The 23,521-nt window shown below is 57.1% G+C and carries 15 protein-coding genes; 9 read left to right on the top strand and 6 right to left on the bottom strand.

Features of this window, described 5'->3' with window-relative positions:
• Positions 1–414: 414 nt before the first annotated feature.
• Both AC3IR3_RS14810 and AC3IR3_RS14815 read right to left on the bottom strand, forming a co-directional pair.
• Positions 415–4,836 (bottom strand): RHS repeat-associated core domain-containing protein, encoded by a 4,422-nt coding sequence (locus tag AC3IR3_RS14810; protein ID WP_489193211.1) that lies wholly within the window; start codon positions 4,834–4,836, stop codon positions 415–417.
• 180 nt (positions 4,837–5,016) lie between these two features.
• A complete protein-coding gene (locus tag AC3IR3_RS14815; RefSeq protein ID WP_489193212.1) occupies positions 5,017–7,104 on the bottom strand; it encodes a prolyl oligopeptidase family serine peptidase in 2,088 nt (695 codons plus the stop codon).
• 115 nt (positions 7,105–7,219) lie between these two features.
• Here AC3IR3_RS14815 and AC3IR3_RS14820 point away from each other — a divergent pair, with 115 nt between their 5' ends.
• The 8 genes from AC3IR3_RS14820 (at position 7,220) to AC3IR3_RS14855 (ending at position 17,975) form a co-directional block, all read left to right on the top strand.
• Positions 7,220–9,061 carry a peptide MFS transporter gene (locus AC3IR3_RS14820; RefSeq protein WP_489193213.1) on the top strand — a complete coding sequence of 614 codons (1,842 nt, stop codon included), beginning with the start codon at positions 7,220–7,222 and terminating at the stop codon, positions 9,059–9,061.
• A gap of 27 nt (positions 9,062–9,088) precedes the next feature.
• Positions 9,089–10,420, top strand: a complete 1,332-nt coding sequence (locus tag AC3IR3_RS14825) for a hypothetical protein (RefSeq protein ID WP_489193215.1) — start codon at positions 9,089–9,091, stop codon at positions 10,418–10,420.
• A 141-nt stretch (positions 10,421–10,561) separates the two neighbouring features.
• Complete coding sequence (locus tag AC3IR3_RS14830) at positions 10,562–11,002, top strand: pilin (protein WP_489193217.1); 441 nt, start codon at positions 10,562–10,564, stop codon at positions 11,000–11,002.
• A gap of 296 nt (positions 11,003–11,298) precedes the next feature.
• Complete coding sequence (locus AC3IR3_RS14835) at positions 11,299–11,760, top strand: pilin (RefSeq protein WP_489193218.1); 462 nt, start codon at positions 11,299–11,301, stop codon at positions 11,758–11,760.
• A gap of 105 nt (positions 11,761–11,865) precedes the next feature.
• Positions 11,866–13,797 (top strand): tetratricopeptide repeat protein, encoded by a 1,932-nt coding sequence (locus tag AC3IR3_RS14840; RefSeq protein ID WP_489193219.1) that lies wholly within the window; start codon positions 11,866–11,868, stop codon positions 13,795–13,797.
• A 2-nt stretch (positions 13,798–13,799) separates the two neighbouring features.
• A complete protein-coding gene (locus tag AC3IR3_RS14845; protein ID WP_489193221.1) occupies positions 13,800–15,809 on the top strand; it encodes a tetratricopeptide repeat protein in 2,010 nt (669 codons plus the stop codon).
• A gap of 22 nt (positions 15,810–15,831) precedes the next feature.
• Positions 15,832–16,683 carry a hypothetical protein gene (locus AC3IR3_RS14850; protein ID WP_489193223.1) on the top strand — a complete coding sequence of 284 codons (852 nt, stop codon included), beginning with the start codon at positions 15,832–15,834 and terminating at the stop codon, positions 16,681–16,683.
• The gene (locus AC3IR3_RS14855) at positions 16,683–17,975 is read left to right on the top strand and encodes a lipopolysaccharide biosynthesis protein (protein WP_489193224.1); all 1,293 of its coding nucleotides are present in this window, start codon (positions 16,683–16,685) and stop codon (positions 17,973–17,975) included. The genes AC3IR3_RS14850 and AC3IR3_RS14855 overlap by 1 nt, the downstream gene beginning before the upstream one ends.
• Here AC3IR3_RS14855 and AC3IR3_RS14860 read toward each other — a convergent pair.
• Genes AC3IR3_RS14860 through AC3IR3_RS14875 form a run of 4 tightly spaced genes read right to left on the bottom strand, consistent with a single transcriptional unit; the run spans position 17,965 to position 21,557 of the window.
• A complete protein-coding gene (locus AC3IR3_RS14860) occupies positions 17,965–18,471 on the bottom strand; it encodes a methyltransferase domain-containing protein (RefSeq protein ID WP_489193226.1) in 507 nt (168 codons plus the stop codon). The two genes, AC3IR3_RS14855 and AC3IR3_RS14860, sit on opposite strands and share 11 nt — an antisense overlap.
• Complete coding sequence (locus tag AC3IR3_RS14865; RefSeq protein ID WP_489193228.1) at positions 18,468–19,490, bottom strand: glycosyltransferase family 4 protein; 1,023 nt, start codon at positions 19,488–19,490, stop codon at positions 18,468–18,470. Before AC3IR3_RS14865 ends, AC3IR3_RS14860 begins: the two co-directional genes overlap by 4 nt.
• Positions 19,490–20,713, bottom strand: coding sequence for a glycosyltransferase (locus AC3IR3_RS14870; protein ID WP_489193229.1), 1,224 nt, complete (start codon positions 20,711–20,713; stop codon positions 19,490–19,492). Before AC3IR3_RS14870 ends, AC3IR3_RS14865 begins: the two co-directional genes overlap by 1 nt.
• Positions 20,703–21,557 (bottom strand): glycosyltransferase family 2 protein, encoded by an 855-nt coding sequence (locus AC3IR3_RS14875; protein WP_489193231.1) that lies wholly within the window; start codon positions 21,555–21,557, stop codon positions 20,703–20,705. The genes AC3IR3_RS14870 and AC3IR3_RS14875 overlap by 11 nt, the downstream gene beginning before the upstream one ends.
• A 171-nt stretch (positions 21,558–21,728) precedes the next feature.
• On the opposite strand from AC3IR3_RS14875, the gene pilB reads away from it, so the two are divergent.
• Positions 21,729–23,456, top strand: a complete 1,728-nt coding sequence (pilB, locus tag AC3IR3_RS14880) for a type IV-A pilus assembly ATPase PilB (protein ID WP_489196940.1) — start codon at positions 21,729–21,731, stop codon at positions 23,454–23,456.
• The last annotated feature ends 65 nt before the right edge of the window (positions 23,457–23,521 follow it).

The following is a 23,521-nucleotide window of genomic DNA, read 5'->3' on the forward strand; positions in this document are numbered from 1 at the left end:
CTGACTACTATCCGTCAGAATGACGGAGCCGCCGCCCAAATATGAAGCCTGCTACAAAACCAATAGGAATCGAGGCAAGCGGAAAGTACGCAAAGATATATGCGTCAAATCCGCCATAAATGTAGAAGGCACCCCACCTGAAAATGAGGTAATAAACCCCCAGTGCAATCAGATATGCACCCGCAAATGCCGTACTCATCCGGAGATATCGCGCGCAACCAAACCCTGCGAGAGCATAGAACAGGAGCCGCGGAAGGCTTATCCATAGAGCCGCCGTTCCGTATGGCATGCGCCCTGGCCAAATGTACATCCACTGATCCGCTTGGCGGATGACAACGGAATCGATCACGACGGTCACCGTAATGGCCATCACAAAACGCATTATCGATTGCATGCCTTGGTCGTAAGAATCCCTCAACGCAACGTCCTCAACCACTCCAGACAGGCTGACTCGGCAAACCACGATTTGAGCGCCGTCAACGCGCCATCACTGGCCTCATATCGATCCCGCACCTCACCTCCAAGCGACTCTCTCTCGGTTCCGCTTGCCAAGTACGAGGAACGATACCCGCACTCCCCCTCGTCGACACAGAGGTCTACGAAGTACGTATTCTGGTATCGATCATATGTATCCTCGAATTTCTTAACCATGGTCGCTTCGCAATCGACAATGGGCTTGGAGCCTAGCGCACCCGTCGCGGCGCTGAACAGGCTCGCGCCTCCACTAAGTAGACTTATGCCACCTGATGAAGCAAAAGGCTCAACGTGAACATTGGTTAGCTGCCATTGCTGGCTCGCAAGCGTTGATCCTACAAGTTCGCCGTATGACAAACCCTTCACTGAGACGATCCTTCGGCATGCCACCAATCCTGTCGGGTCGAAGTACATTTGCGGGTTGGAGTACGCATATCTGTATGTATTCAACCCTCCTCTGATTCCCAGCGGGTCGCTCTGCAAGTAGCGGCCTGACGACGCGTCATAGTCGCGGTAACCATTGTGTAGCAAGCCGGATTCTGCATCGAAATACTGCCCAGGGAAGCGAAGATTGAGCGTATATCCCGCGCTGGATACCGGTGTCTTCTCGCCAAATGGATTGCTGCCGTAGGACCATTGCCATTGCACAGTCCCATCGCCATCGGTCACCACACGAGGAGAACCGAGGCCATCGGCATAGACATAGTTGATGGTGGCAGTCGTGCCGCCCCGATCAACCAGACCTACCGGCAAATCGTCGAGCCAGACATAGTCCTTTGTTTTCATGCTAGTGCTTTCGGATAGTAAATGGCCGGCTTCGTCATAATCGAACCGGGTGGTGAGACTCCCTGCGGCCTTCTGGACACGTTGGCCAAGGGCATTGAACACGAAGATCCCAACGGTGGCGCCATTGTTCTGGACGATAGTGAGCCGATTTCGTTGGTTGTAGCCGTAACCAAAGTTGCCGGATGCCAACACATTGGAAGTCGTGTTGCCGCGCGCATCGACCTGCCGGGCCGTGGAGCCTACGCCCGTGAGATGATGCGTACCGTCCTGATAACTGTAGGCACCGGTGAGCAAACCGGGAGCGGTCTTGGAAAGGCGGTCACCTGTCTTGTTGTATGTATACGCTTCAATAGCGGCACCCGAACCACTTGTTACACCCGTCAGGCGGTAAAGCGGATCGTATCCATAGACTTCGGTGGCTGGTAACGCCCCGGCCGTATCGCCAAGGGCGACGACGTTGCCCATCGCATCCCTAGCCATGTGTAGAGAAAACGCGGGACTTGTGATGTCGGTCAACTGATCGTTGGCGTCATAAGTTCGGGTCACATTTTGTCCGTTGCCGAGCATGTAGCTAGTCACTGGACCAAAGGGACGATAAGTGACATCGGACGCAATAGTGCTCGCTGCGCCGCCCGATGGCGTCGCCGTAACCGTGGCAATGCGGCCATTCGCATCGCGGGTGTAGGCAACCACGATGCCATTGGCTGTGGTCACCGATTTCAGCCGGTTGCCAGGCGTCCACGTGTACGCAGTCGTAGTGGTGACGGTGCCAACGGTCTGCTGCTTCTTGACCACGTTGCCGCGTGGGTCATAGCAATAAATGAGACCGCCACTGCCTTCGATGATGCGGGTCAGACGGCCATTGCCTACGCTACCCGTGCAGCCGGTGACCGAGTCGGCCTCGTCGTACTTGTACAGAGTGTTGAGGGTAATGTCGGCATACGTGGTCGCGGTCAACCGGCCTACGGCATCGAAGGTCGATGCAGTCGATACGTTGGCTGCATCGACCGAAGCGATCGGATTGCCTGCGATGTCGAAACTGCGCGTAGTCGTGCCAGTGTCCGGGCTATGCAGGCCGGTAACGTTGCCAAGGGCATCAACATCATAAGTAGTATTAAGGCCATCTGGATCGCTGACGCCCTTAAGTCTATCGAGCGCATCGTACGAAAAAACACTCTGCGTGTTCTTCGTCGTCGCGTCGGTACCGTTGTAGTTAGCAATCGTCGCGATCAGGCGATTCAACGGATCAAATTGTTGTTTTCGTTGGATGCCCAAAGCATCGCTGCTGTGAATAAGATTGCCGTTGGCGTCGTAGCTATCTGCATACGTCGCATTGAATACGGTATGGTGTAGCCCATCCGTGACGGCGATTAACTGCCCCAGAGGATTGAATGTTCGACCGAGCGATTTAGTTGTCTCACCCGAAGAATTGCGCACTGTCTCCGATATCTTGCCCCCCATCGAGTCAAGTGCGTAATGCATGGTATTACCGGCTGCGTCAACGACGTCTGTCAGCCGGTGGGCCGCGTCGTAAACGTAGCTGGTGTACACGCCATCAGGATCGGTCACTCTCGTCACGTTACCGACGGCGTCGTAAGCAATGACAGTCGTCGCACCGCCCACGCTCTTCGTCGCGAGCCACCCTCTTGGCGTGTACGTCATATCCGTACTGACGCCATTTGCGTCAGTGACGCGAGTGACTCTTCCCGCCCCATCATATGAGACATATGTGGTCACCCGTCCCAGGGCATCCGTGACGCCATAGAGATCGCCAGCCTGATGGCAGGTAGAACCAGGAGTACCACAATCGGTAGGGCTGCTGCCGTTGTAATAGCTGTACGCCGTGACGTCGCTAACATCGGTACGGGGACCATCAACCGTCAACAGAAGACCTACGAGCGGGCAATTTGCACTAACGACGTCGCAGTAAGTGTAGGTAGTACGACGCACTCCCTGGGGAGGAGTACTGGCTACTACACAAACATAATTCCCAGCTATTGCTTGGTCTATCTCGCATTGAGCAATTACTTGCCCGCGACTGTTATATGACCAAGACACACTCGCGACGGTTGAATTACTTGCGTCGAGCGTGCTGCGAGTAAGCGGAACTCGGAAATCCTGGTGCCATGTCGTGAGTACCGTCCGCTGACCAGTACTACCGGACGCTTCTACACGACTTTCCTCGAGATGCCTGGCACTGTAGGCATAAGTAAATTTATTTCCGTTGAAATCAGTTTTCTCGACAACATCACCTGCGTCATTGTAAACGTAAGCAGCGTATGCTGAACAAGAGGAACAAGTTGCTCCATTGACAGAAGATATATGGTTGACGTTTTGAACCGTCTTAAGCGTGTACGTCCGTGCCACCAATGCCGCATCGGTGACTGTCGCTGTGCCATCCGAATTGTATGAAACTACAATATTCCCAGCGGACAACGCGTGCTGACTATCCGTAGCACGGGATTGACTGTCATAGCGATATGTAGCGAAGCGAACTCCCATCTCGTCTTCGATCCCAGTCAGCAGATTCGAATTACTGCCAGGGGTGACATTGCCCGCTTCATCATAGAGATAGGTTTTTGCAGCACCACCTGAATACGTAACAGTGCTGAGATTACCTGCGGCATCATATCCGTAAACAATGTTGGCGCCGTCCGGCTGCCTCAGTTGATATACTCGACCGGACGCGTCGTAGTTCAGCGAAAGCTGGTGACCATATTGATCTTGGATCGTGCCAAGATTGCCATTTGTATCGTAAATTAAATCTATCTTCGCTCCATTCCTCGTGGTTTCCGATAAAAAACGCCCACCACCGTCATACGTCTCAACGACATCGTGCTCATCCATATATTGCCAAGCAATCGTATTGCCGCCGGCATCTTTCGACTGAACCAGCGTGCCGATTTCGTCCTCAGTTGCGCACCATAGCGACCCGCAGGGGAGAAAATAGCGAACTTCTCCATTGTCACGCGTCAGGCTTACTTCGGTATTGCCATCGAATGTAAGAGCGCGGCCAAATGAATGGGTCCAGCGCACTCCGATGCTTCCGTCGCCTGAGCCAGCACTGTTGTAGTACCTCGTAAATTCAAGAGGAAATGACCCTACCCCTCGATAGTCGCGCTCAGCTTGGTACTTGTTGCCAATTGAAATGTTAATTGGATTACCAATAACCGGAGCACCATCAGCCACACAACCTTGACAACCAAGATTACGGCCAATCGAAGGATCTTCGCTCCCTCTTGTTACGAGGTTTAGGCCGGAAACGTACTGACCATTGAATTGCGAACTCCAAGTAAGAGCGACTGATCTTCCGTTGTTGTAAACAGTGCTGTACATGAAGGACAGCTTTCCGAACTGGGAAAGCCGACGATAATAATAAGCTTCCGAACAACTTCGCATTGAAGAAACGGACCCATCGGAGCACCTTGGCTCCGCCGCAGCACAAACCCCGCTCCCGCACGTGTAAATTGAGCCATTAGTCGTCGAGGAGGCGACAGCACAACCCGGAAAAAGAACTGCGTACGCGCCGATGGCACAGTAAATAAGCCACAAAATCGATTGACATCGAACGTTCATTCATCCCCCATTGAACACCTTTACTTAACTCAGTCCCAATCCGCTTCTTTGTGCGGGAATATCTAGTTTACTTAACGCTGGCATGTTGCAAGGAAATTACTGCTTCAAACATGGCGATGATATTTATCGAGCATCTCGCCATAGAAAAAGGCGACCCAAGGGCCGCCGTTTTTTTTGTCTCTATTTAGTCGCTGGAGCCGTCCACTGCTTCAGCCAGGCATTCACCGTCTCATGCCACTGCACACTGTTCTGCGGCTTCAACACCCAATGATTCTCATCCGGGAAATGCAACAGCTTGCTCGGAATACCGCGACGCTGTAGCGCCGTGAATGCACCAAGCCCCTGCGTTTCGGGAATACGGAAGTCCTTGCCGCTGTGGATGACGAGCATCGGCACACGCCAGTCCTTCACATGATTGATCGGATTGAAGCGCTCATAGTTCTCAGGATGGTCGTACTGCGTACCGCCGTTCTCTTTTTCTTCGAACCAGAGTTCTTCGGTGTCGTAGTACATGGCGCGTGCGTCGAAGACGCCGTCGTGATCGACGAGGCACTTCCACGGTTCGTTCCACACACCGGCGATCCAGTAGACCATGTAGCCACCGTAGCTGGCGCCGAGCGCACACGCGCGGTTGCCGTCGAGGAAGCTGTATTTGCCTAGCGCGGCTTTCCAGCCCTGTTGCAGGTCGATCAGCGGCTTGCCGCCCCAGTCGCCGGAGATGGCATCGGTGAACGCCTGACCGTAGCCGGTGGAGCCGTGGAAGTTGACGGTGACTACCGCGAAGCCCTGGCCCGCGTAGGTCTGCGCGTTCCAGCGGTAGCTCCAGCTATTGGTCATCGCGCCCTGTGGGCCGCCGTGGATGATGAAGGCGACCGGATAGGTTTTGCCGCGCTTGTAGCCCACCGGCTTGACCACGTAGCCCTGCACGGTTTCTTCGTTGGCACCCTTGAACGTGAAGAACTCGAAGTCGCCGGTCTGGGCGTTCTTCATGCGCTTCGCGTTGTAATGCGTCACCTGCTTCAGGCTCTTGCCACGAAGGTCGGCCGTATACAGGTCGGCCGGATGCTTGAGGTCGTCGCGCGACAGCAGCAGACGCGATGCGCTGCTGGCGTCGAATGCACCGATCGAACCTTCGGTGACCAGCGTCGTGACCTTGCCCGTCGCTGTGTCGATGGCGAACAGCGGGTGCTGACCATTGTCGTCGGCGGTGGTGTAAAGCGTCTTGCCGTCGCGCGAAATCTGCAACGCACCGGCCGAACGGTCCCAGTCGGGTGCGACTTCGCGCTTCGTACCACTGGCGAGATCCAGCGCCATGATGCCGAAACGGTCCGCCTCGGAGCCCGGCTCCTTCATCGCCGTGTAGTACAGCGTCTTGCCATCGGGCGAAGACAGCGGATTCGCGTCCCACGCCTCGTTCGCTTCGGTCAGGTTGACCGGCGCGGCCGAACCATCGACCGGCACGCTGAAGATGTCGAAGTTGGTCGACCACGGTTCCGTCTTGCCGGCGATGCGCGCGTCGAAGTAGACCGTGCGGCCGTCGGGCGAGAACGAGAATTCGTCGTCGCCGCCGAAGGGCTTGCTCGGTACGTCGCCATCGATGCCGCGGCTGAGCAGTACTGGCGGCGAACCGGCGGTGACGTCGGCGATGTAGAGCTGGGCGCGGCGGCCATCGGCCCATGTGTCCCAGTGGCGTACGAACAGCTTGTCGTAAACGGTGCCGGTGGATTTGTCCTTTTCGCGGCCGTCCAGACGCTCCTTCGTGCAGGCAAGGTCGGCGCAGTCGGTGAAGACATCGAATGTCAGCAGCAGCTTCGAGCCATCCGGCGAGAGCTTGTAACTGTTGACGTCGATGGGCGCGTCGGTGACGGCCTGACCGGCGCCAGCGGCGAGATTCAGCCCCTTGCCCGAGGTTCCCAGCGTGCGACGCCAGACCTGGGCCACGCCATCCTTCGGCGCGGCATAGAACAGCGACTGGCCATCGGGCGCCCAGCGCGGCGACGAGCCCTTGTCCACGACCTTGACCGGCTGGCCGGCCTTGTCCAGGTCCAGCACGTAGATCGCCGTGACACCCTTATTGGCGGCGTAATCGGTCGTGCGGACGGTATAGGCGGCGTAGTGGCCATCGGGCGACAGCTGCGGATCGCCCACGCGGTCCAGCATGACCAGGTCGCGAATGGAGAACGGGTGCGGCGCGGCGGTATCGGTGTCCGCGGCCCAGACCGGGCTGGCCGCGAGCGCGAGGGCTAGCGCGGCGAACAGAGGCTTCATAGGTTTTATCCCTTGAACTGAGGAAAGCTAGGCCAGCGACGGTAAGCGCCACGGCCGCGCGGCGCAAGTCGCCGGACTGGCATACTCCGCACACGCCGCCACAGACGGATACGGAATGAGCCCCACCGAAGCCAGCACCCTGCCCCGCAACGACGAACTATTCGGCCACCCCAAGGGGCTGTACGTCTGCTTCTTCACAGAAATGTGGGAGCGCTTCTCCTTTTATGGCATGAAAGCGCTGCTGCTCCTGTACCTGACCAAGTACCACCGCTATGCCGATGGCTCGGGCTACGACCTGATTGGCGCCTATGGCGGCCTGGTCTACTGCCTGCCGGTGATCGGCGGCGTGCTGGCCGACCGCTGGCTGGGCATGCGCAAGGCCGTGGTGTTCGGCGGATTACTGCTGGTGGCGGGCCATGCCGGCATGGCCGTCGAAGGACATGCGGCGCAGTTGGTGAACGGCGTTGTCGTGCGGGATGAAGCCTCGCTGCGGGTGTTCTTCCTGTCGCTGTCGCTGATCATCATGGGGGTGGGCTTCCTGAAGCCGAATGTATCCACCATCGTCGGGAAGCTGTATCCGAAGAACGATCCGCGCCGCGATTCGGGCTTCAGCCTGTTCTATGCGGGCATCAACCTCGGCGCCCTCTTTGCGTCGCTGGTTTGCGGTTACCTCGGCGAAACGCTGGGCTGGCGTTACGGCTTCGGCGCGGCGGGCATCGGCATGCTGCTGGGGCTGGCCATGTTCCTTTGGGGCAAGAAGTATCTGCAAGGTCATGCCGAACCACCGGACCCGGCAAAACTGCGCGAACGCGTGCTGGGCATGCCGCGCGAATGGCTGATTTATCTGGGCGCGGTGGCCGGGCTGCTGCCGATCGCCGCGCTGATGTGGGCCGCGCTCAACGGCGCCTTCACGCTGGGCGGCGACGTCTCGCTTGCGCTGATGCTGATGATTCTGGTGCTCGCCGTTGTACTCGGCTGGTTCGTGTGGTTCGTCACGACGCAGTGCACGCGCGTGCAGCGCCAGCAGATGATCGCGCTGATCACACTGATCTTCATGGCGCTGATCTTCTACACACTGTACGAGCAGACGTATGGCTCGTGGGTAACCTTTACCGACCGCCTGCTGACGAAGGACATCTTCCCGAGTCTGGTCCGCGTGCGCGAACCCATCGTATGGACGTCCAGCGCATGGACCAACCTCGGCCTGTTCTTCGGACAGGCGCCGTGGTCGATCGTGTCGCTGGTACTGGCGCCCGCTTCCTTCGTGATATCGGCACGATTCTCCGACCGGCACGCGGCGTCGAAAGCACCACGCATCGTCGTCGGCGTGGTCTTTTCGCTGATGCTGGTGCTGCTGGTGCGCGATCTGGTGATCCTGCCGCAGACAGCGGGCTCGCTGACCTATCTGGGCGCCCTCTTCCTTGTGCTGCTAGCCCCGTTGTTTACGTTCCTGTGGGGCTGGCTCGGCAAGATCAATCGCGATCCGTCGAAGCCAGTCAAGAGTGCGGCAGGGCTTCTGTTCGCTGCGCTTAGCTTCGTGCCGTTGGCATTTGCCGCGCAGCACGCCGGAGCAACGGGCGGACTCGCCAGCGTCTGGTGGCTGGTTATCGCTTATCTGATTCTGGAAGCGGGCGAGATGTGTCTGTCGCCGGTCGGGCTGTCCGCCGTTACCGAGCTGTCGATGCCTAAGGTCGTCAGCCTGATGATGGGGACGTGGTTTCTGGCTACGGCGTTCTCGGAGGCATTGGCTGCATTGTTCGGGAAGCTGGCCGCGATCGATATCGTCGAGGGACAGGCCATGAATGTCGCCGAGGCGGCCGCCAAGTACGAGCATTTGTTCTGGTTGTTGATGTGGATCGGGCTTGGGTGTGCGGCTGTGGCGTTTGCCGCGGCGCCTTGGTTGCGGCGGTGGATGCATCGGGTGGATGCGGTGACGGCAGACGACCTGGTGAGCTAGAGTTGCGACTTTTAAGGGGAGAGTGCATTGAACGAGAAGGCGGAGACGAGCCCCCGTGCCGTCTGGATATGGATCTTCGCTCTATCGGCTCTGGCATTCGCTCTTCGCTATACCTTCATTCAACTCGCGTGGGTGAATCAGCCTATCCGCGGCGATGCTTCGGAATACTGTGCCTATGCGTGGAATATTGTTCACCACGGCGTTTTCTCGAAAGCTTTTCCCAATGCCACGGAGGTTGTCCCCGATAGTTTCCGTGACCCCGGCTACCCCCTTTTTCTCGCCGCAATTCTTCAAATCACACCCGATATGGGTGAATGGTACGATCGCGTATTGACATTGCAATGCGCCTTTGGCGCACTGACGGTTCTCGGATACCTTGCAGCCGCACGCCGATGGCTTTCTTTGCGCTGGCTGATAAGCGCTGGCGTGCTGATGGCAATCTGGCCGCACTCCATCACTATTGCCGGTTACATCGTAAGCGAACCCCTGTTTGCGCTCCTGCTCTCCATCGCATTCGCCTGCCTAGCCGAAGCCGTGGCGCGCAAGAGTATTAGATGGACAGCAAGTAGCGGAATCGCCTTTGCCGCCGCGGCACTGACCAATGCGGTCGTTCTACCTTTCGCACCATTGCTCGCCCTCCTGTTCCTATTTGCCTTCCCCGTCTTCCGCACCCAATGGATCGCTTTCCTTCTGATCGTAACCATAGTTCCTGGGCTGTGGCTCGTTCGGAATGCTGGACTGGATACGCACGCCTCCTCCAGCCAACGCGCCGCGATGAATTTCGTACAGGGATCCTGGCCTGAATATCATTCTGCATGGCGAACTCGTCTGCTCGATCCAGAGCATAGCGACGACACCATGGAGCGCATAGACGCGGAAGTCGCAGCCATGGATGCGAACGGCCGCACCGGCTATACCGCCGTCGTCAAACGCCTAATGAGCGATCCGGCACGCTACGCCAGTTGGTACCTGAGCAAACCCATTCTGCTATGGAGCTGGAGCATCCAAATGGGGGAAGGAGACATATATGTATATCCCACGATCAACTCCCCATTTCAGACCCTGGCCGCAGCCAGGGCAATGATCGCACTGCTGTATGTTCTGAATCCCGTTATCGCGCTATTTGCACTGGGTGGCATCATTGCTTGCCTGATAAAGGGCCGTCGACCAGAGGTTGTGGCCATGGCGGCACTCCTCATCTTCATCACTTGCGTCTATAGCATTCTGCAAGCCGAGCCTCGATATGCCATCGCGTTTCGCGGACCGGAAATCATCATGGCAATCTCGGGTGCCGCGATCCTGACAAATTATATACTTGCGCGGCGCGGCCTCCCCCAAGGCGCAGCACGCCACTCCTGATTGCCGCCTCGAACCAAGCGCGAAACCAGGAAAACGATTTCACTGCCAAGACGGTCACACTTCGAACGGTTGCCGGCAGGACGAGGGCTCCATTGGTACAAAACATGCTGGCTCGGAGATGTTTCCAGGGGAACCTTTTCCATGCCATCGAAACACGCGTCCGACGGATTTACCCTAATCGAACTCATGATTGTCGTGGCGATCATTGCGATCCTCAGCGTAATTGCCATACCCGCATACAAGGACTATCTGGTTCGCACACAGGCGTCTGAAGGCATCGTGGTGGCCACGGGCGCCAAAGTCGCCGTCTGGGAATTCATCACCAACAAGGGCACCTTCCCTTCGTCGAACCAATCCGCAGGCCTGCCTTCGGCCAGTTCCATCAACGGCAAGTATGTATCCATGGTCGAAGTCAAAAACGGGGGAACCATTGAGGTCGCATATGCACAACCCGACACAAACGACTCATTGCACGACAGCAATCTGATTCTGTCCCCGATTAACAATGGCGGCACAGTCGGCTGGGCGTGCAAAGGAACGATCGACAGGCGTTACTTACCCAGTTCCTGCCGCCCGGACTGACACTCAACGTCACTCTATGACGCAATGCGTCACATCACAATCACTCAGCAAGATCCTGAATCCACGAAATATTCCTGTTGCTTGCCAATCGTGACACCGGGCACAATCCGCCTACCCGCATTGTGCGGGAATACGCCAGCCGCGATGTGGCATGCACGATGCAAGCTTTGCGGCGAGCTTCCTGGTCGTTCCTGACCAAAGGCAAGTGAGGGAGTTCCGGAGTCGTACGGCTTCGAAACTAGGGCTCAGGGGGCATCACTTTTTTTCGGTTAGCTAACCAAGTACGAGGAATCTCCATGAAGAACGTCCAGAAGGGCTTCACGCTCATCGAATTGATGATCGTCGTCGCCATCATCGCGATCCTGGCTGCCATCGCCATCCCGCAGTACCAGAACTACCTCATCCGCACCCAGGTGTCGGAAGGTATGAACCTCGCTGACGGTGCCAAGACGGCCGTTTCCGAGTTCTATAACAATAAGGGCCACTGGCCGGCCAGCAACAACTCCGCTGGGCTTGCGATTGCCGCATCGATGACCGGCAAATACGTCTCGACCGTGGATGCAAAGAGCGGCCTCATCGTCGCTACGTTCTCGAAGGCGACCCCGCAGGAATCCAACGACAAGCTCGACACCAAGGTGGTCGTCCTTTCGGCGAACGATACCGGCGGCACGATTACCTGGAACTGCAAGTCGACCGCTAAGGGCTCGACGAAGACGGACGTTGATGAAGCCTATCTGCCCACGGCTTGCCGCAAGTAAGTTCGCGTAACTTTCGTTATTTCGAAAAGGGCCGTTTCGCGGCCCTTTTCTTTTTGTAGAGGTGTCATCCTGTCCTTGACTCATAAAAGACAGCACATATGGGCAATGCTGGCAGTTGCATTCGTCATTGTATTGCTTGCTATGTGGACAGCCTACCGGCCTGGCCTTGTCAGCCCGTTCCTGTTCGACGATACCGCTAACTTATCCGCACTGGGTAACGAAGGGCCGATCAAGGACGCTCCTTCACTCCTGCGCTATGTGACGTCTGGGAATGCGGATCCAATTGGGCGCCCCGTCGCCATGGCAAGCTTTCTCCTGGATGCGCAGAACTGGCCAGCATCTCCCAAGCCATTCAAGCGCACCAACATCGTGCTTCACGGCGCCAACGGCGTATTACTCCTTCTGGTTCTGACGGAACTCGGGCTTGCAGTGCGCCTTCGTGCACGAACTGCATACATGTCTGCAGCTATCGGGGCAGCCATATGGCTCCTTCATCCGCTCTTCGTTTCTACAGTGCTCTACGTCGTACAACGCGAAGCCATGCTGAGTGCTACGTTCATTTTGATCGGGCTGCTTATCTGGCTACGTAGTCGCCGCCGCGCCGCAGAAGGCATTCCCGTCAACGGTTACCGCGCGACAGCAATACTGATCGGCCTCACGCTGTTGGCGGCCCTGTCGAAAGCCAACGGCCTGCTCCTTCCTCTACTGATCCTCGTTGTCGAAGCGGCACTTCCGCAACCATCCGCCCATCAGCAAGAACTACTGCAATTTACACGACGAGTACGAATTTTCATCGTGCCAAGCAGCCTCATAATTCTGCTCGGGCTTATCGCGGTAGCTTTTCTTGCTGATTCGTTGCCTGGACGGGGCTGGACTGTCGCGCAACGACTCCTTACAGAGCCGCGCATCCTCTTCGATTACCTGGAAAGCCTGTGGCTTCCGGGGTACCGCTCCGAAGAGTTTTTCCACGACGATATCGTGCCCTCCCGCACTCTCACAAATCCCGCTGGCACCCTGCTCGCACTGACGGCGGTGGCGCTGCTTTCTATCGTGGCTTGGCGCTGGCGACGGCAATACATATTCGTCGCCCTTCCAATTCTCTTCTTCTTCGCAGGGCATGCCCTGGAGTCGACATCGATTCCACTCGAACTTTATTTCGAACACCGAAATTACTTGCCCGCGATATTCCTGTATTGGCCTCTCGGCGTAGGACTGGCACTCATACCCTACCGATGGGTTTACTGGGTCGTCGCGCCGCTGATCATCGCTGGACTCGCCTTGCTGACTCATTCGAATGCGGTGCTATGGGCCCATCCGCTTGCGCAAGCCATCGATTGGGCCGATAACAATCCTGCCTCCGCCCGCGCGCAAGCATATGCATCTCAAATCGAGACCGCCGCAGGACTGTATTCCCAAGCGACCGCGCGACTCACGCCCAGAGACGATCGTTTCCGCTTCGAACCGCAAATCCTGCTCAATCTGGTCGATACCGAGTGTCGCTCGACTGGTAACCTTTCTTCTTCGACCTTTTCCGCTACCGCGAATAGCTTGCGAAACACAACCCAAGACCCAGGAGCCATGCTTTCAGGTTGGTTCGAGACCTCGATAGAACGGACGAGGTCCATGCCATGTAAAGCCCTGGATCTTTCTTCCCTGGAGAGGCTGCTTTATGCAGCGGCGGAAAGTCCGAAACTCGCATCGATCGAAGGAAGGCGGCAGGATATCGCCCACATCAGGGGGCTAATTGCGATCGAGCGAAAAGACGGAACGGCGGCGCTGTCCGCATTCAACGAAGCACTCTTGCAAGAACCGCGGATTGCAGTTGCATTGAAACAATCGGCAATACTGGGACGTTCGGGCTATCCATCCCTCGGATTGAAACACCTAGATTTTTTCGACTCACTTAAGCCTCGCCCTATTCCTCTTCGCAAAGGCATGCCCTGGCTGCATGATCGTGTGTTGGACTACCAAGGTTACTGGCAACACGAGTTGGATCATTTGCGACAGACACTAGCCGCCGATGTCGCATCGGGATAAGTATGAGAAAAATTTCAATTGAATCCCGCACCGCGAAGATCGTCATCGCACTGCTTGCCATGCTTGTCGTCACGGCGATCTATTGGCCTGGCCTCAGCGGAGGCTTCCTGTTCGACGACTACCCGAACATTATCGATAACACAGGTGTTCAGCCGCACGATGCGCAACTAAGTTCACTGATCCGCAGCGCGTTATCCTCACCATCCAGCGAACTGAAACGACCGCTGGCCTCCCTAAGTTTCGCCGCGAACTTCCTGACCACGGGTCTCGACCCGTTCTGGATGAAACTCACGAATCTTTTGATTCATCTGGCCAACGCATTACTCGCGTTCGTTCTCGCGCGACGCCTGTATGAGGATGCGAACGAAGGTGCCGATGTATCCGGAAACAGCGAAATCATTGCGCTGGTGATCGCGTTCGGTTGGGCAGTGCTGCCGATCAATCTGACCTCTGTGCTCTACGTCGTACAGCGAATGGAGAGCATGGCAAATCTGGCCGTCTTCGCAGGTCTTTACACCTACGCCACGCTACGCCATCGCATGCTCGCCGGTCCGATACGCCTGGGATTCACCAAGGCGATGGCATGGGTTCTTGTTTTTTCGATATTGGGTTTGATGGCCAAGGAGACTGCCGCCCTACTGCCTCTCTACGCCTTCATCCTCGAAATCTTCATTTATCGGGGACAGGTGTGGCATGCCACAGCGGCCCTGCCGCCAGAAACGACCCGTTCGGCTCGCCGAATATGGGCGACCTATTCCATCATCATCAGCGTGCCACTTATCGCAGCGCTCTGCTGGCTACTACCTCCGTTACTCATACCCGGCGCCTGGGCCAGCCGCAACTTCACGATGTCCACGCGATTGCTTAGCGAGGCACGCATCGTCGTCGATTATATCGGCTGGACGTTTCTGCCCCTGCCGGATTGGCTGTCGTTCTATCACGACGATTACATCGTCTCGACAGGATTCCTGTCCCCTCCTTACACGTTCGTTTCGATGCTGGTAATCGCCATACTGCTCTGGACGGCTTTTTTTTGTCGGCGCCGAGTACCGCTGATTTCAACTGGAATAGTCCTGTACTTTGGTTGCCATCTGCTCACTGGCACGCTGCTGCCACTCGAGCTCGTTTACGAACACCGGAATTACTTCGCCAGTTTCGGGTTACTGCTGGCGACCATTCCGCTAATGATTGCACCAATCAACGCCATTCGACGCCGTGTCCCGGATTCGCCTTCCAGCAAGAATCCCCAGATACTGTTACTAACCGCGCTACTCATAGTTTGGTGTGTCCAGACGGCAGCCACTGCCTGGTCGTGGGGCGAAACATTACGCCTTGCCGAAGAGCTCGCCGTGCGCGCGCCACTGTCGCCACGTGCCCAGTACGAACTCGGGCGAACGTACATAATTGTTTCGCAGTACAAGCCAGAGTCCCCATTGATTGCGCCGGCGGAACAGGCCCTGGAACGGGCTGCAACGCTTCGCGATTCGTCAATCCTTCCCGAACAGGCACTGATCTTTTTAAGAGCGAAAATGGGACGCCCAATCGAGTCCCGCTGGTGGGACAGCATGATCGACAAACTCAAGCATCGTCGTCCGGGCGTCCAGGACGAGAGTTCGCTGGGCGCCCTCACTCAATGCGCCAAGGAAACGCGCTGCACGCTTCCCGTGGACCGCATGGTTGAGGCCTATACGGCTGCGCTCAGCTATGATCATCCGCGCGCTCGTCTGTTGGCGATGTATGGCGATTATGCTTGGTCGGTTATGAATGATCGACCTCTCGCCCTGCGCGTTTTGCGCAACGCCGTACTCGCGGAACCTAGCGAATCGGCTTATCGGGTAACTCTGGCGCGAATGCTACGAAACACTGGTAATCGTGCTGAGGCACGGGTACAACTTGAGGAACTGCGGCGTCGAGATATCGGGGGCACTCTTTCTACCGAGATTAGTCAACTCTCAAGCGAGTTGTCGACAACAACCGCGCCACCACCCCAAGAATCAGCCACTACCGACTGACTCCCCGGATCACGAACCAATCATGTCCTCGACCCGATCGATCACCCGCTCGTCACTCGATTTCATCCGGAACCTCATCTATTCGCTTAGCCGATTCACCGCGACCGCCGTTACGCTTCGCGACATGCAGCTGGGCGAACTACGCGCACGCCGTCAAAACAATGATCCGCGCAGGCTGTCCATACACGAGCATCAGGTTTTTTCACAGAACGGCGAGGATGGAACGATCCGCGAAATTTTCAGGCGTATTGGCGTCGATGATCGCTTCTTTGTTGAAATTGGCGTGGGAAACGGGCTGGAAAACAACACGGCATTCCTTCTTCGCGATGACTGGTCTGGCGTATGGGTGGAAGGATCAGCGGCTAACTGCCGATTCATCCGAAAACACTTCGCCGAGGAAATCAGGTCAAAGAGACTGGTACTGGTGGAAGGCTTCGTTACAGCCGGAAACATACTCGACCTACTGAATCCAGTTGCCGGTCATCGCAATATCGATCTGATTTCCGTAGACGTCGATCGCAACACCTATTACGTATGGGAAGCATTGATGTCGCTGCGCGCTCGAGTAGCGGTCATCGAATACAACGCCATGTATCCGGCCGACATGCTCTGGATCGCCGACTACAATTCAGGAAAATGGTGGAATGGTACGAGCCATTTTGGCGCCAGCCTTGCCAGCCTCGCTGATCTGGGTGAACGGATGAATCAGAAACTGGTGGGCTGTGACGTGACGGGAACCAATGCGTTCTTCGTGCGAGGGGACCTAGTGGAAGACCGATTCTGCGAACCTTTTTCTTCAGAAAATCACTATGAGCCAATTCGCTACCATCTGCAGCCGGTGAAATCGGGTCATCCAAGAGCTTTTCGCGATTAATGGAAAAACAAGGACAGTTCCTGGGCCGATGGCTGGGTGTCCTGCGGGCAAGCCCGCTACTACAGCGTACGGCGATAGGCACTTTCTGGCAGCTATCGCGCCTGATTTTTCAGGTCGTTCTGTTGATCGTGGTGGCTCGCAGCCTCGGACCAGCCGACTATGGAATCTTCGCCGGTTTTACCGGCCTGGCCACAGTGCTGGCAGGTCTATCCGGACTGGGATCCGGGATGCTGCTTATCAAGGAAGTTTCTGCCGATCCCCGATTGTGGAGCCGTTACTGGTCTGGAGCGCTTCGACTGTCGATCGTGAGCGGAACCATCTTGCTTCTGCTATATGCCTCGCTGGCGCAACCGCTGCTGCACATACATGCCTCCCCCATGGCCATCCTTGCCCTGGGTTTTGCCGATCTGATTTGCTATCCGCTGGTTTATCTCGCTGGCTTTTCCTTCCAGGCATTCCAACGCGTTGGCTGGGCGACGGCACTTCCAACGCTCATGGCATTTGCCAGACTCGCTGGCGCCACTACTTTTCTGTTTGCTCCAGTCGACCACGACCTACTTCACTACTCCCTTTTTCATGTGGTCACGTCGATACTCGCCAGTATCGTTGCCTTCACCGCTGTACAGCGAAAACTCAACCCCGAAGCCTCCGCCGCGCGAATATCCCTCAGAGAGCTGGCGTACGCCCTACGCTTCTCAGCAAACTGGTTTACTAATAACGCACTGGGTGAGCTCGACAAATCTCTTGCGTTGCGATTCAGCTCGCCAATTCTGGCAGGCACCTACACGATCGCCTACCGAATGGGTTCTGCGCTGGCAACACCAGTCACGACAATCGTGCTGGCGTCGCAACCCCGGCTTTTCTCGCTTACGGCTGCAGGTCGCCGCACGGACGTAAGACGACTCGCGGCAAAACTTATATCCATCGCCTGCCTCTATGGTGCGGCAGCCACGGTCGGAATGGCATTGCTCGCGCATGTGCTTCCCCTATTTCTCGGAGCCAACTATGAAGCAGTGCGAAGCGCGGCTTACATGCTTGCGCTATTTCCCCTCATATTCAGTACCAGACTGATCGCGGGAGCCGTATTGACGAGTACTGGCCATCCGGGTCTACGCTCTGCAATCGAGACATTGGCTGTACTGCTGATGATTGTGCTTGCGACCATACTGATGCCTGGCAACGGCCTTGCAGGCATTGTATGGACAACCATGGCGACAGAAGCGACTCTGGCAACGGCATTGATGCTGTTTACGATCAGATACCTCCGCGCACCGCGCGCCGTTACTTCTTGACTTTCAGGACGAACAATATCGACGCCATTGGAACGTACTTACTGAGAAAATTGTCCGTAAGTACGGGAACACGCGACAGCAACTTGTATATCCATGGAAATAGGTAAGGTGTGTACTCACGCGATATCATTTCGTAGCCACGAGACGTGTAGTTTCCATACAGGGAAACATCACTGGTAAAATGATCGAATGTTCGCCAAGCGTAGCCGCGGCGATGAGTAATGTCTTCGTAGAGACTTGCGCTGCGAAAATGGGGGACCCTGATTGTCACCAACGCGCCATTCCTGGCTATACGATGCAGTTCCGACATTACAGCGATAGGATCATCAAGGTGCTCGATGATGTTCATGCAACGCACGTCGTCGAACGTATCGTTAGCAAAGGGATAGGGGAAGACATTCAGATCGTGTCGGACGTCGACGCGATCTGCATAAAGGTCGACATTGAGCTGACCGGACACATAGAGTGCACCACTACCAAGGTTCAGGATATTCAATGTTCGCCTCTCCGTACTAAGAGCGACTGGTAGAGATCGACATAGGCGCCAACTCCCTGCTCTTCGGAAAAATGGGTGAGGACGCGTTCACGGCCGGCACGGCCATACGCTTTGCAGCGTAACGGATCAGCCGCGAGAGAGCGGATGGCGTCGTGCAACGCGGGCAAGTCGCCGACTGGTACCAGGTTGCCGGTGCGGCCATTGACCACCACCTCGTCGACCGAACCGCAGGCAAAGCCAAGTACGGGCTTTTCGCATGCCATAGCTTCAAGTGCGGAATAACCAAAACCTTCGTAACGCGAAGGGAAAAGCAGCGCATCGCAATCGCGATATGCCTGAACCAATTCATCCGTTGACAGGCGACCCAGTCGCTTCAGGTTATTGACACCCGATGCCCCCACCTCACCTCGCAGGCCAGCAGTACACGCAATCTCAAAACGGTCGCCGAGCATGTGCGCCAGAGGCAACAGAAGGTCCCCCCCCTTACGACGAGAATCATTACCCACGAACAGAAGTCGAAACGGCGCACCAGTGATTCGCTGCATACCCCCATCTGGACTGAAGCGTTCGTAGTCTGCCCACAACCCTATAACGCGAGGCTTTAATGTCGGCATCCTGACCGTTAAAGCGTTCGCAGTAAATTGACTATCCGTTGTCAACGCATTTGCACCTCGGTAAGAGGCATGTAGGTAACGGCCAAGCCATGCTTGATGGTATATGGCCTGTGCAAGCGACTTATAGGGCCGGTAATTCGGATCGAGAACGTAGTGATGCTCCGTGGCGACGAGCGGTAGACCGAATCGCTGGAAAGCAAATGCATATCCAGCATTCGCATGAATCAGATCGACACCTATCGGTAGCTTGGCTACGCGCATGAGCGCCGTGGGCATTAATTCGTAACGTGCATCAAACCAGTCAACGGATACCTCGACCCCAACGCTGCGAAGCCCATCGGCCAGGCGCTCCACGAACACGTCAGCCCCGCTTCCCGCTCTCAGCGAAGGTAGCCAGACATGCATCAGTTCGGCGTTCCGGAACGCGGCGCAGTCATAGCCAACAGTCGTTCCACGTAACGATGAGCGACATGCTTCCAGTCGAGACGATCGAGAACATACGCTGTGACTGAGCGATCCACCTCGGCGAATAGATGCGGAGCGTCGAGCCGTGTTCGTATCGCCTTCGTGAGCGAGTACACATCACCGGGCTCGAAGAATACCTCCGGCGTCTCCTCCAGCAACCAGCGCATGGCCGGTTGCGCGGACACGAGAACCCCACAGCCACAGGCCGCCGCCTCGGGAACAACAAGCCCCAGCCCTTCCTGCTCGCCACCTGGTAATACGAGAGACGGCCATACGAACATCCCGGCACGACGATACAATTCAGGCAGTTCCTCTTGCCGCCTTCCTCCAAGAAACATTACCCGCCCATCCAAACCAAGCGCTTTAACCAGACTCTCGAGCTGCGTCCGCTCTGGGCCCGAGCCGACAATTGAAAGATGCGCACTTGGATATTCGTCGGATAGATTCGCAAAAGCGCGAATAAGGACGTCACACCCCTTGATCGGGACGAGGCGACCGACGAAAAGAATCATGCCGAGATCTCGTGTCGCGCCTGGATCGGCATGGAACCGTTCGAGATCGGTCCCCATGGGAAGCACTTCGACTGACCGACGGTGCGCCAAATCCTGCGACAAAGTATCAGCGAGCGGCTTACTAACGGCTGAGAGTTGCATAGCTCGCGCCGCAATCCAGCGCTTAATACTAAGCGTTCGTTTACCACGCAGGCTATGAACGTCCGACCCGTGCGCTGTCAACATAAATGGAACTTTGCCCGCACCAAGAGCCGCAATCAAACCTCCCGGAATAAACCAGTGCGCATGAATCGCATCGACACGCTGACTCGAAATAATCCTTCGCAACGAAAGCACGGACCCAAGAAAGAACGTAGGCAGCAGTAATAGCTTCCATCGGAAACGTTTGAGATTATTGGCAATCCCACCCTCATTTACGAGAGTTTCGAATGCCCGTGGCGCATACCGGAATCGAATGACGTCGATGCCTTCCATACACTCATGCCGGGCGGCCCCCGGCGCGCTGGGGCAAAGTACCGTTATTCGAAATGCCGGCAACAAGTGCCTTGCGTACTCGTACACGAACCCTGGCTCGTGGTCGCCTTTCCAACGAGGAAAGGTAGACGATACGATAACCAGATGAGGACGCGGCCCTTCTACATCAATCCGCACGGCGATACGTCAACGCGGTGATCTGTTCAGACACGAGCCCAATCAGAAACACGATGACCGCTGCGCTCCACATCAAAGTACTCATGTTCGTGAGTCGCCCTGAGGTCAAGAATGTATACAGATAGTTCGCCAGGCCAAGCAGAAAGAAAATCGCGCTAGCCGGCACGAAAAGCTTCAGCGGCGAATACAACGTCGCAATCTTAAAGATGATCAGCAGGAAACGAAGACCGTCGCGGATCGGTTTGATATGGCTTTTGCCGATACGCTGTGCCGCCTTGATTGGCTCATACGCCACACCATAAGCACTACGAAAAAACGCCATCGTGCTGGTCGTCGGATACGAAAAACCATTTGGCAGCAAATGCAAAAACTCGCGGAATTTCTCCGCCCGCGTCACGCGGAAGCCCGAGGTCAGGTCGGCGACGACATGGCCGGTGATGCGCGTGGCCAGCCAGTTGTAGAACGTATTGGCGACGCCGCGGCCTACGCCTGCCTGGCTGTCCCAGTCGCGTGCGCCGACGACCATGTCGTAGCCCTGCTCCAGCCGTGCGATCAGGCGTGCGATATCGGCCGGGTCGTGCTGGCCGTCGCCGTCCATGAAGACCAGGATGTCGCCGGTGGCCGCGCGGGCGCCGCGCTTGATCGCCGCCCCGTTGCCCATGGAGTACGGCGCCGATACGCAGCGGACCCCTGCCGCGGCGCAGACATCGCGCGTGCTGTCCGTCGATCCGTCGTCCATGACGAGGATCTCCGCACCGGGTTGGGCGGCGGTCAGGCGTGGCAGCAACTGGGCTAGCGCGGCTGCCTCGTTCTTCGCGGGCAGGATGATGCTGATAAGGCTCAAGATACGTCCCCTTTGATTCCCCGAATCATACGGGAAGGGCGCACTCCGAAACGAGGCCGGACGCACGGCATCGCATGGGCCGCGGACGACGGCTTCTTCACGCCTCCAAGGGTGACCGCACGGCCATTCTGGAGTAGATTCAGCCCCGTATCTCGGGGGATCGGGTCGACTATGGCTTCACAAATGCAGCAGCCCACCATGTCCGGCCTGACGGGCATGGCACGGCGTCTGGTCTCCGAGGGCGTGCTGCCCGAGGCCGACGTCCGCAAGGCCGTACAGGATGCCGCGGACAAGCGGATTTCGCTGTTCTCGTGGCTGGTCGACCAGAGCCTGGTGGAAAGCCCGCGCCTCAGCCAGGTGGCGTCCACCGAGTTCGGCATGCCGCTGATGGATCTCGGATCGATGGTCGCGGCCAATATGCCGTTGGACCTCGTCACCGAAGCGCTGATCACCAAGCATCAGGCGCTGCCCCTGTTCAAGCGCGGCAAGCGGCTCTTCGTCGGCATCGCCGACCCGATGCAGTCGCATGCGCTCGACGAGATCAAGTTCCACTCGAACCACATGGTCGAGCCGGTACTGGTCGAGCGTGGCCAGTTGCGTCGCGTGATCGAAGGCGCGCTGGCGAACATGAATTCCTCCGTGCCCGGGTTTGAAGACGCCGGCATGGAAGAACTGAATCTGGAGTCCGGCGACGGCGACGAGGAAGCCACCACCGGCATCGACGCCAATGCCAACGACGACGCGCCGGTCGTCAAGTTCGTCAACAAGATTCTCGTCGACGCAATCAAACGCGGCGCGTCGGATATTCATTTCGAGCCCTTCGAATCCGTTTACCGCGTGCGTCTGCGCATGGACGGCATCCTGCGCATCGTCGCTTCCGCACCGATCAAGCTCGGCAGCCGTATCGCGTCGCGCCTGAAGGTGATGAGCGGTCTGGACATTGCCGAACGACGCGTACCGCAGGACGGACGCATCAAGCTCAACCTGACCAAGACCCGCGCCATCGACTTCCGCGTCAGCACGCTGCCGACCCTGTTCGGCGAGAAGATCGTGCTGCGTATCCTCGACGGCTCGTCGGCGAAACTGGGCATCGACAAGCTCGGTTACGAAGAAGCCCAGAAAAACCTGTACCTCGATGCCATCGAAAAACCCTACGGCATGGTGCTGGTTACCGGCCCCACCGGTTCGGGCAAGACGGTCTCGCTGTATACCGCGCTCAATATCCTCAACACCGACGGACGCAATATTTCCACGGTGGAAGACCCGGTCGAAATCCGCGTTGAAGGCATCAACCAGGTCCAGCAGAACACCAAGCGCGGCATGACCTTCGCCGCTGCGCTGCGTTCGTTCCTGCGCCAGGATCCGGACGTGATCATGGTCGGCGAAATTCGCGACCTGGAAACGGCCGAAATCGCCATCAAGGCGGCGCAGACGGGCCATATGGTGCTGTCCACGCTGCATACGAACGACGCCCCGCAGACCATCGCCCGACTGATGAACATGGGCATCGCGCCCTACAACATCACCTCGTCCGTGACGCTGATCATCGCCCAGCGCCTGGCCCGCCGCCTGCACGACTGCAAGAAACGCATCGAGCTGCCGCCGGCCGCCCTGCTGGCCGAAGGTTTTACCCAGGCGGAAATCGACGCGGGTATCGAGATCTACGAAGCGGCAGGTTGCGACGGCTGCAACGAGGGCTATAAGGGACGCGTAGGCATCTACCAGGTCATGCCCATGCTCGACGAGATCCAGAAGATCATCCTGACAGGCGCCAACGCCATGCAAATCGCTGCGGTTGCCAAGGCGGCCGGGGTGAACGATCTTCGTGCCTCGGCGCTGCTGAAATGCCGGAACGGGGTGACCAGCCTGGCCGAAATCAACCGGGTGACCAAGGATTGACCGGCGCCAGGGCGTTTTAAAGATGTGCGCCAGGCAGCAGTTGCGGCCCGATAAAGCGTACACAC

It is taken from the genome of Luteibacter sp. GL_149 (assembly GCF_057834065.1).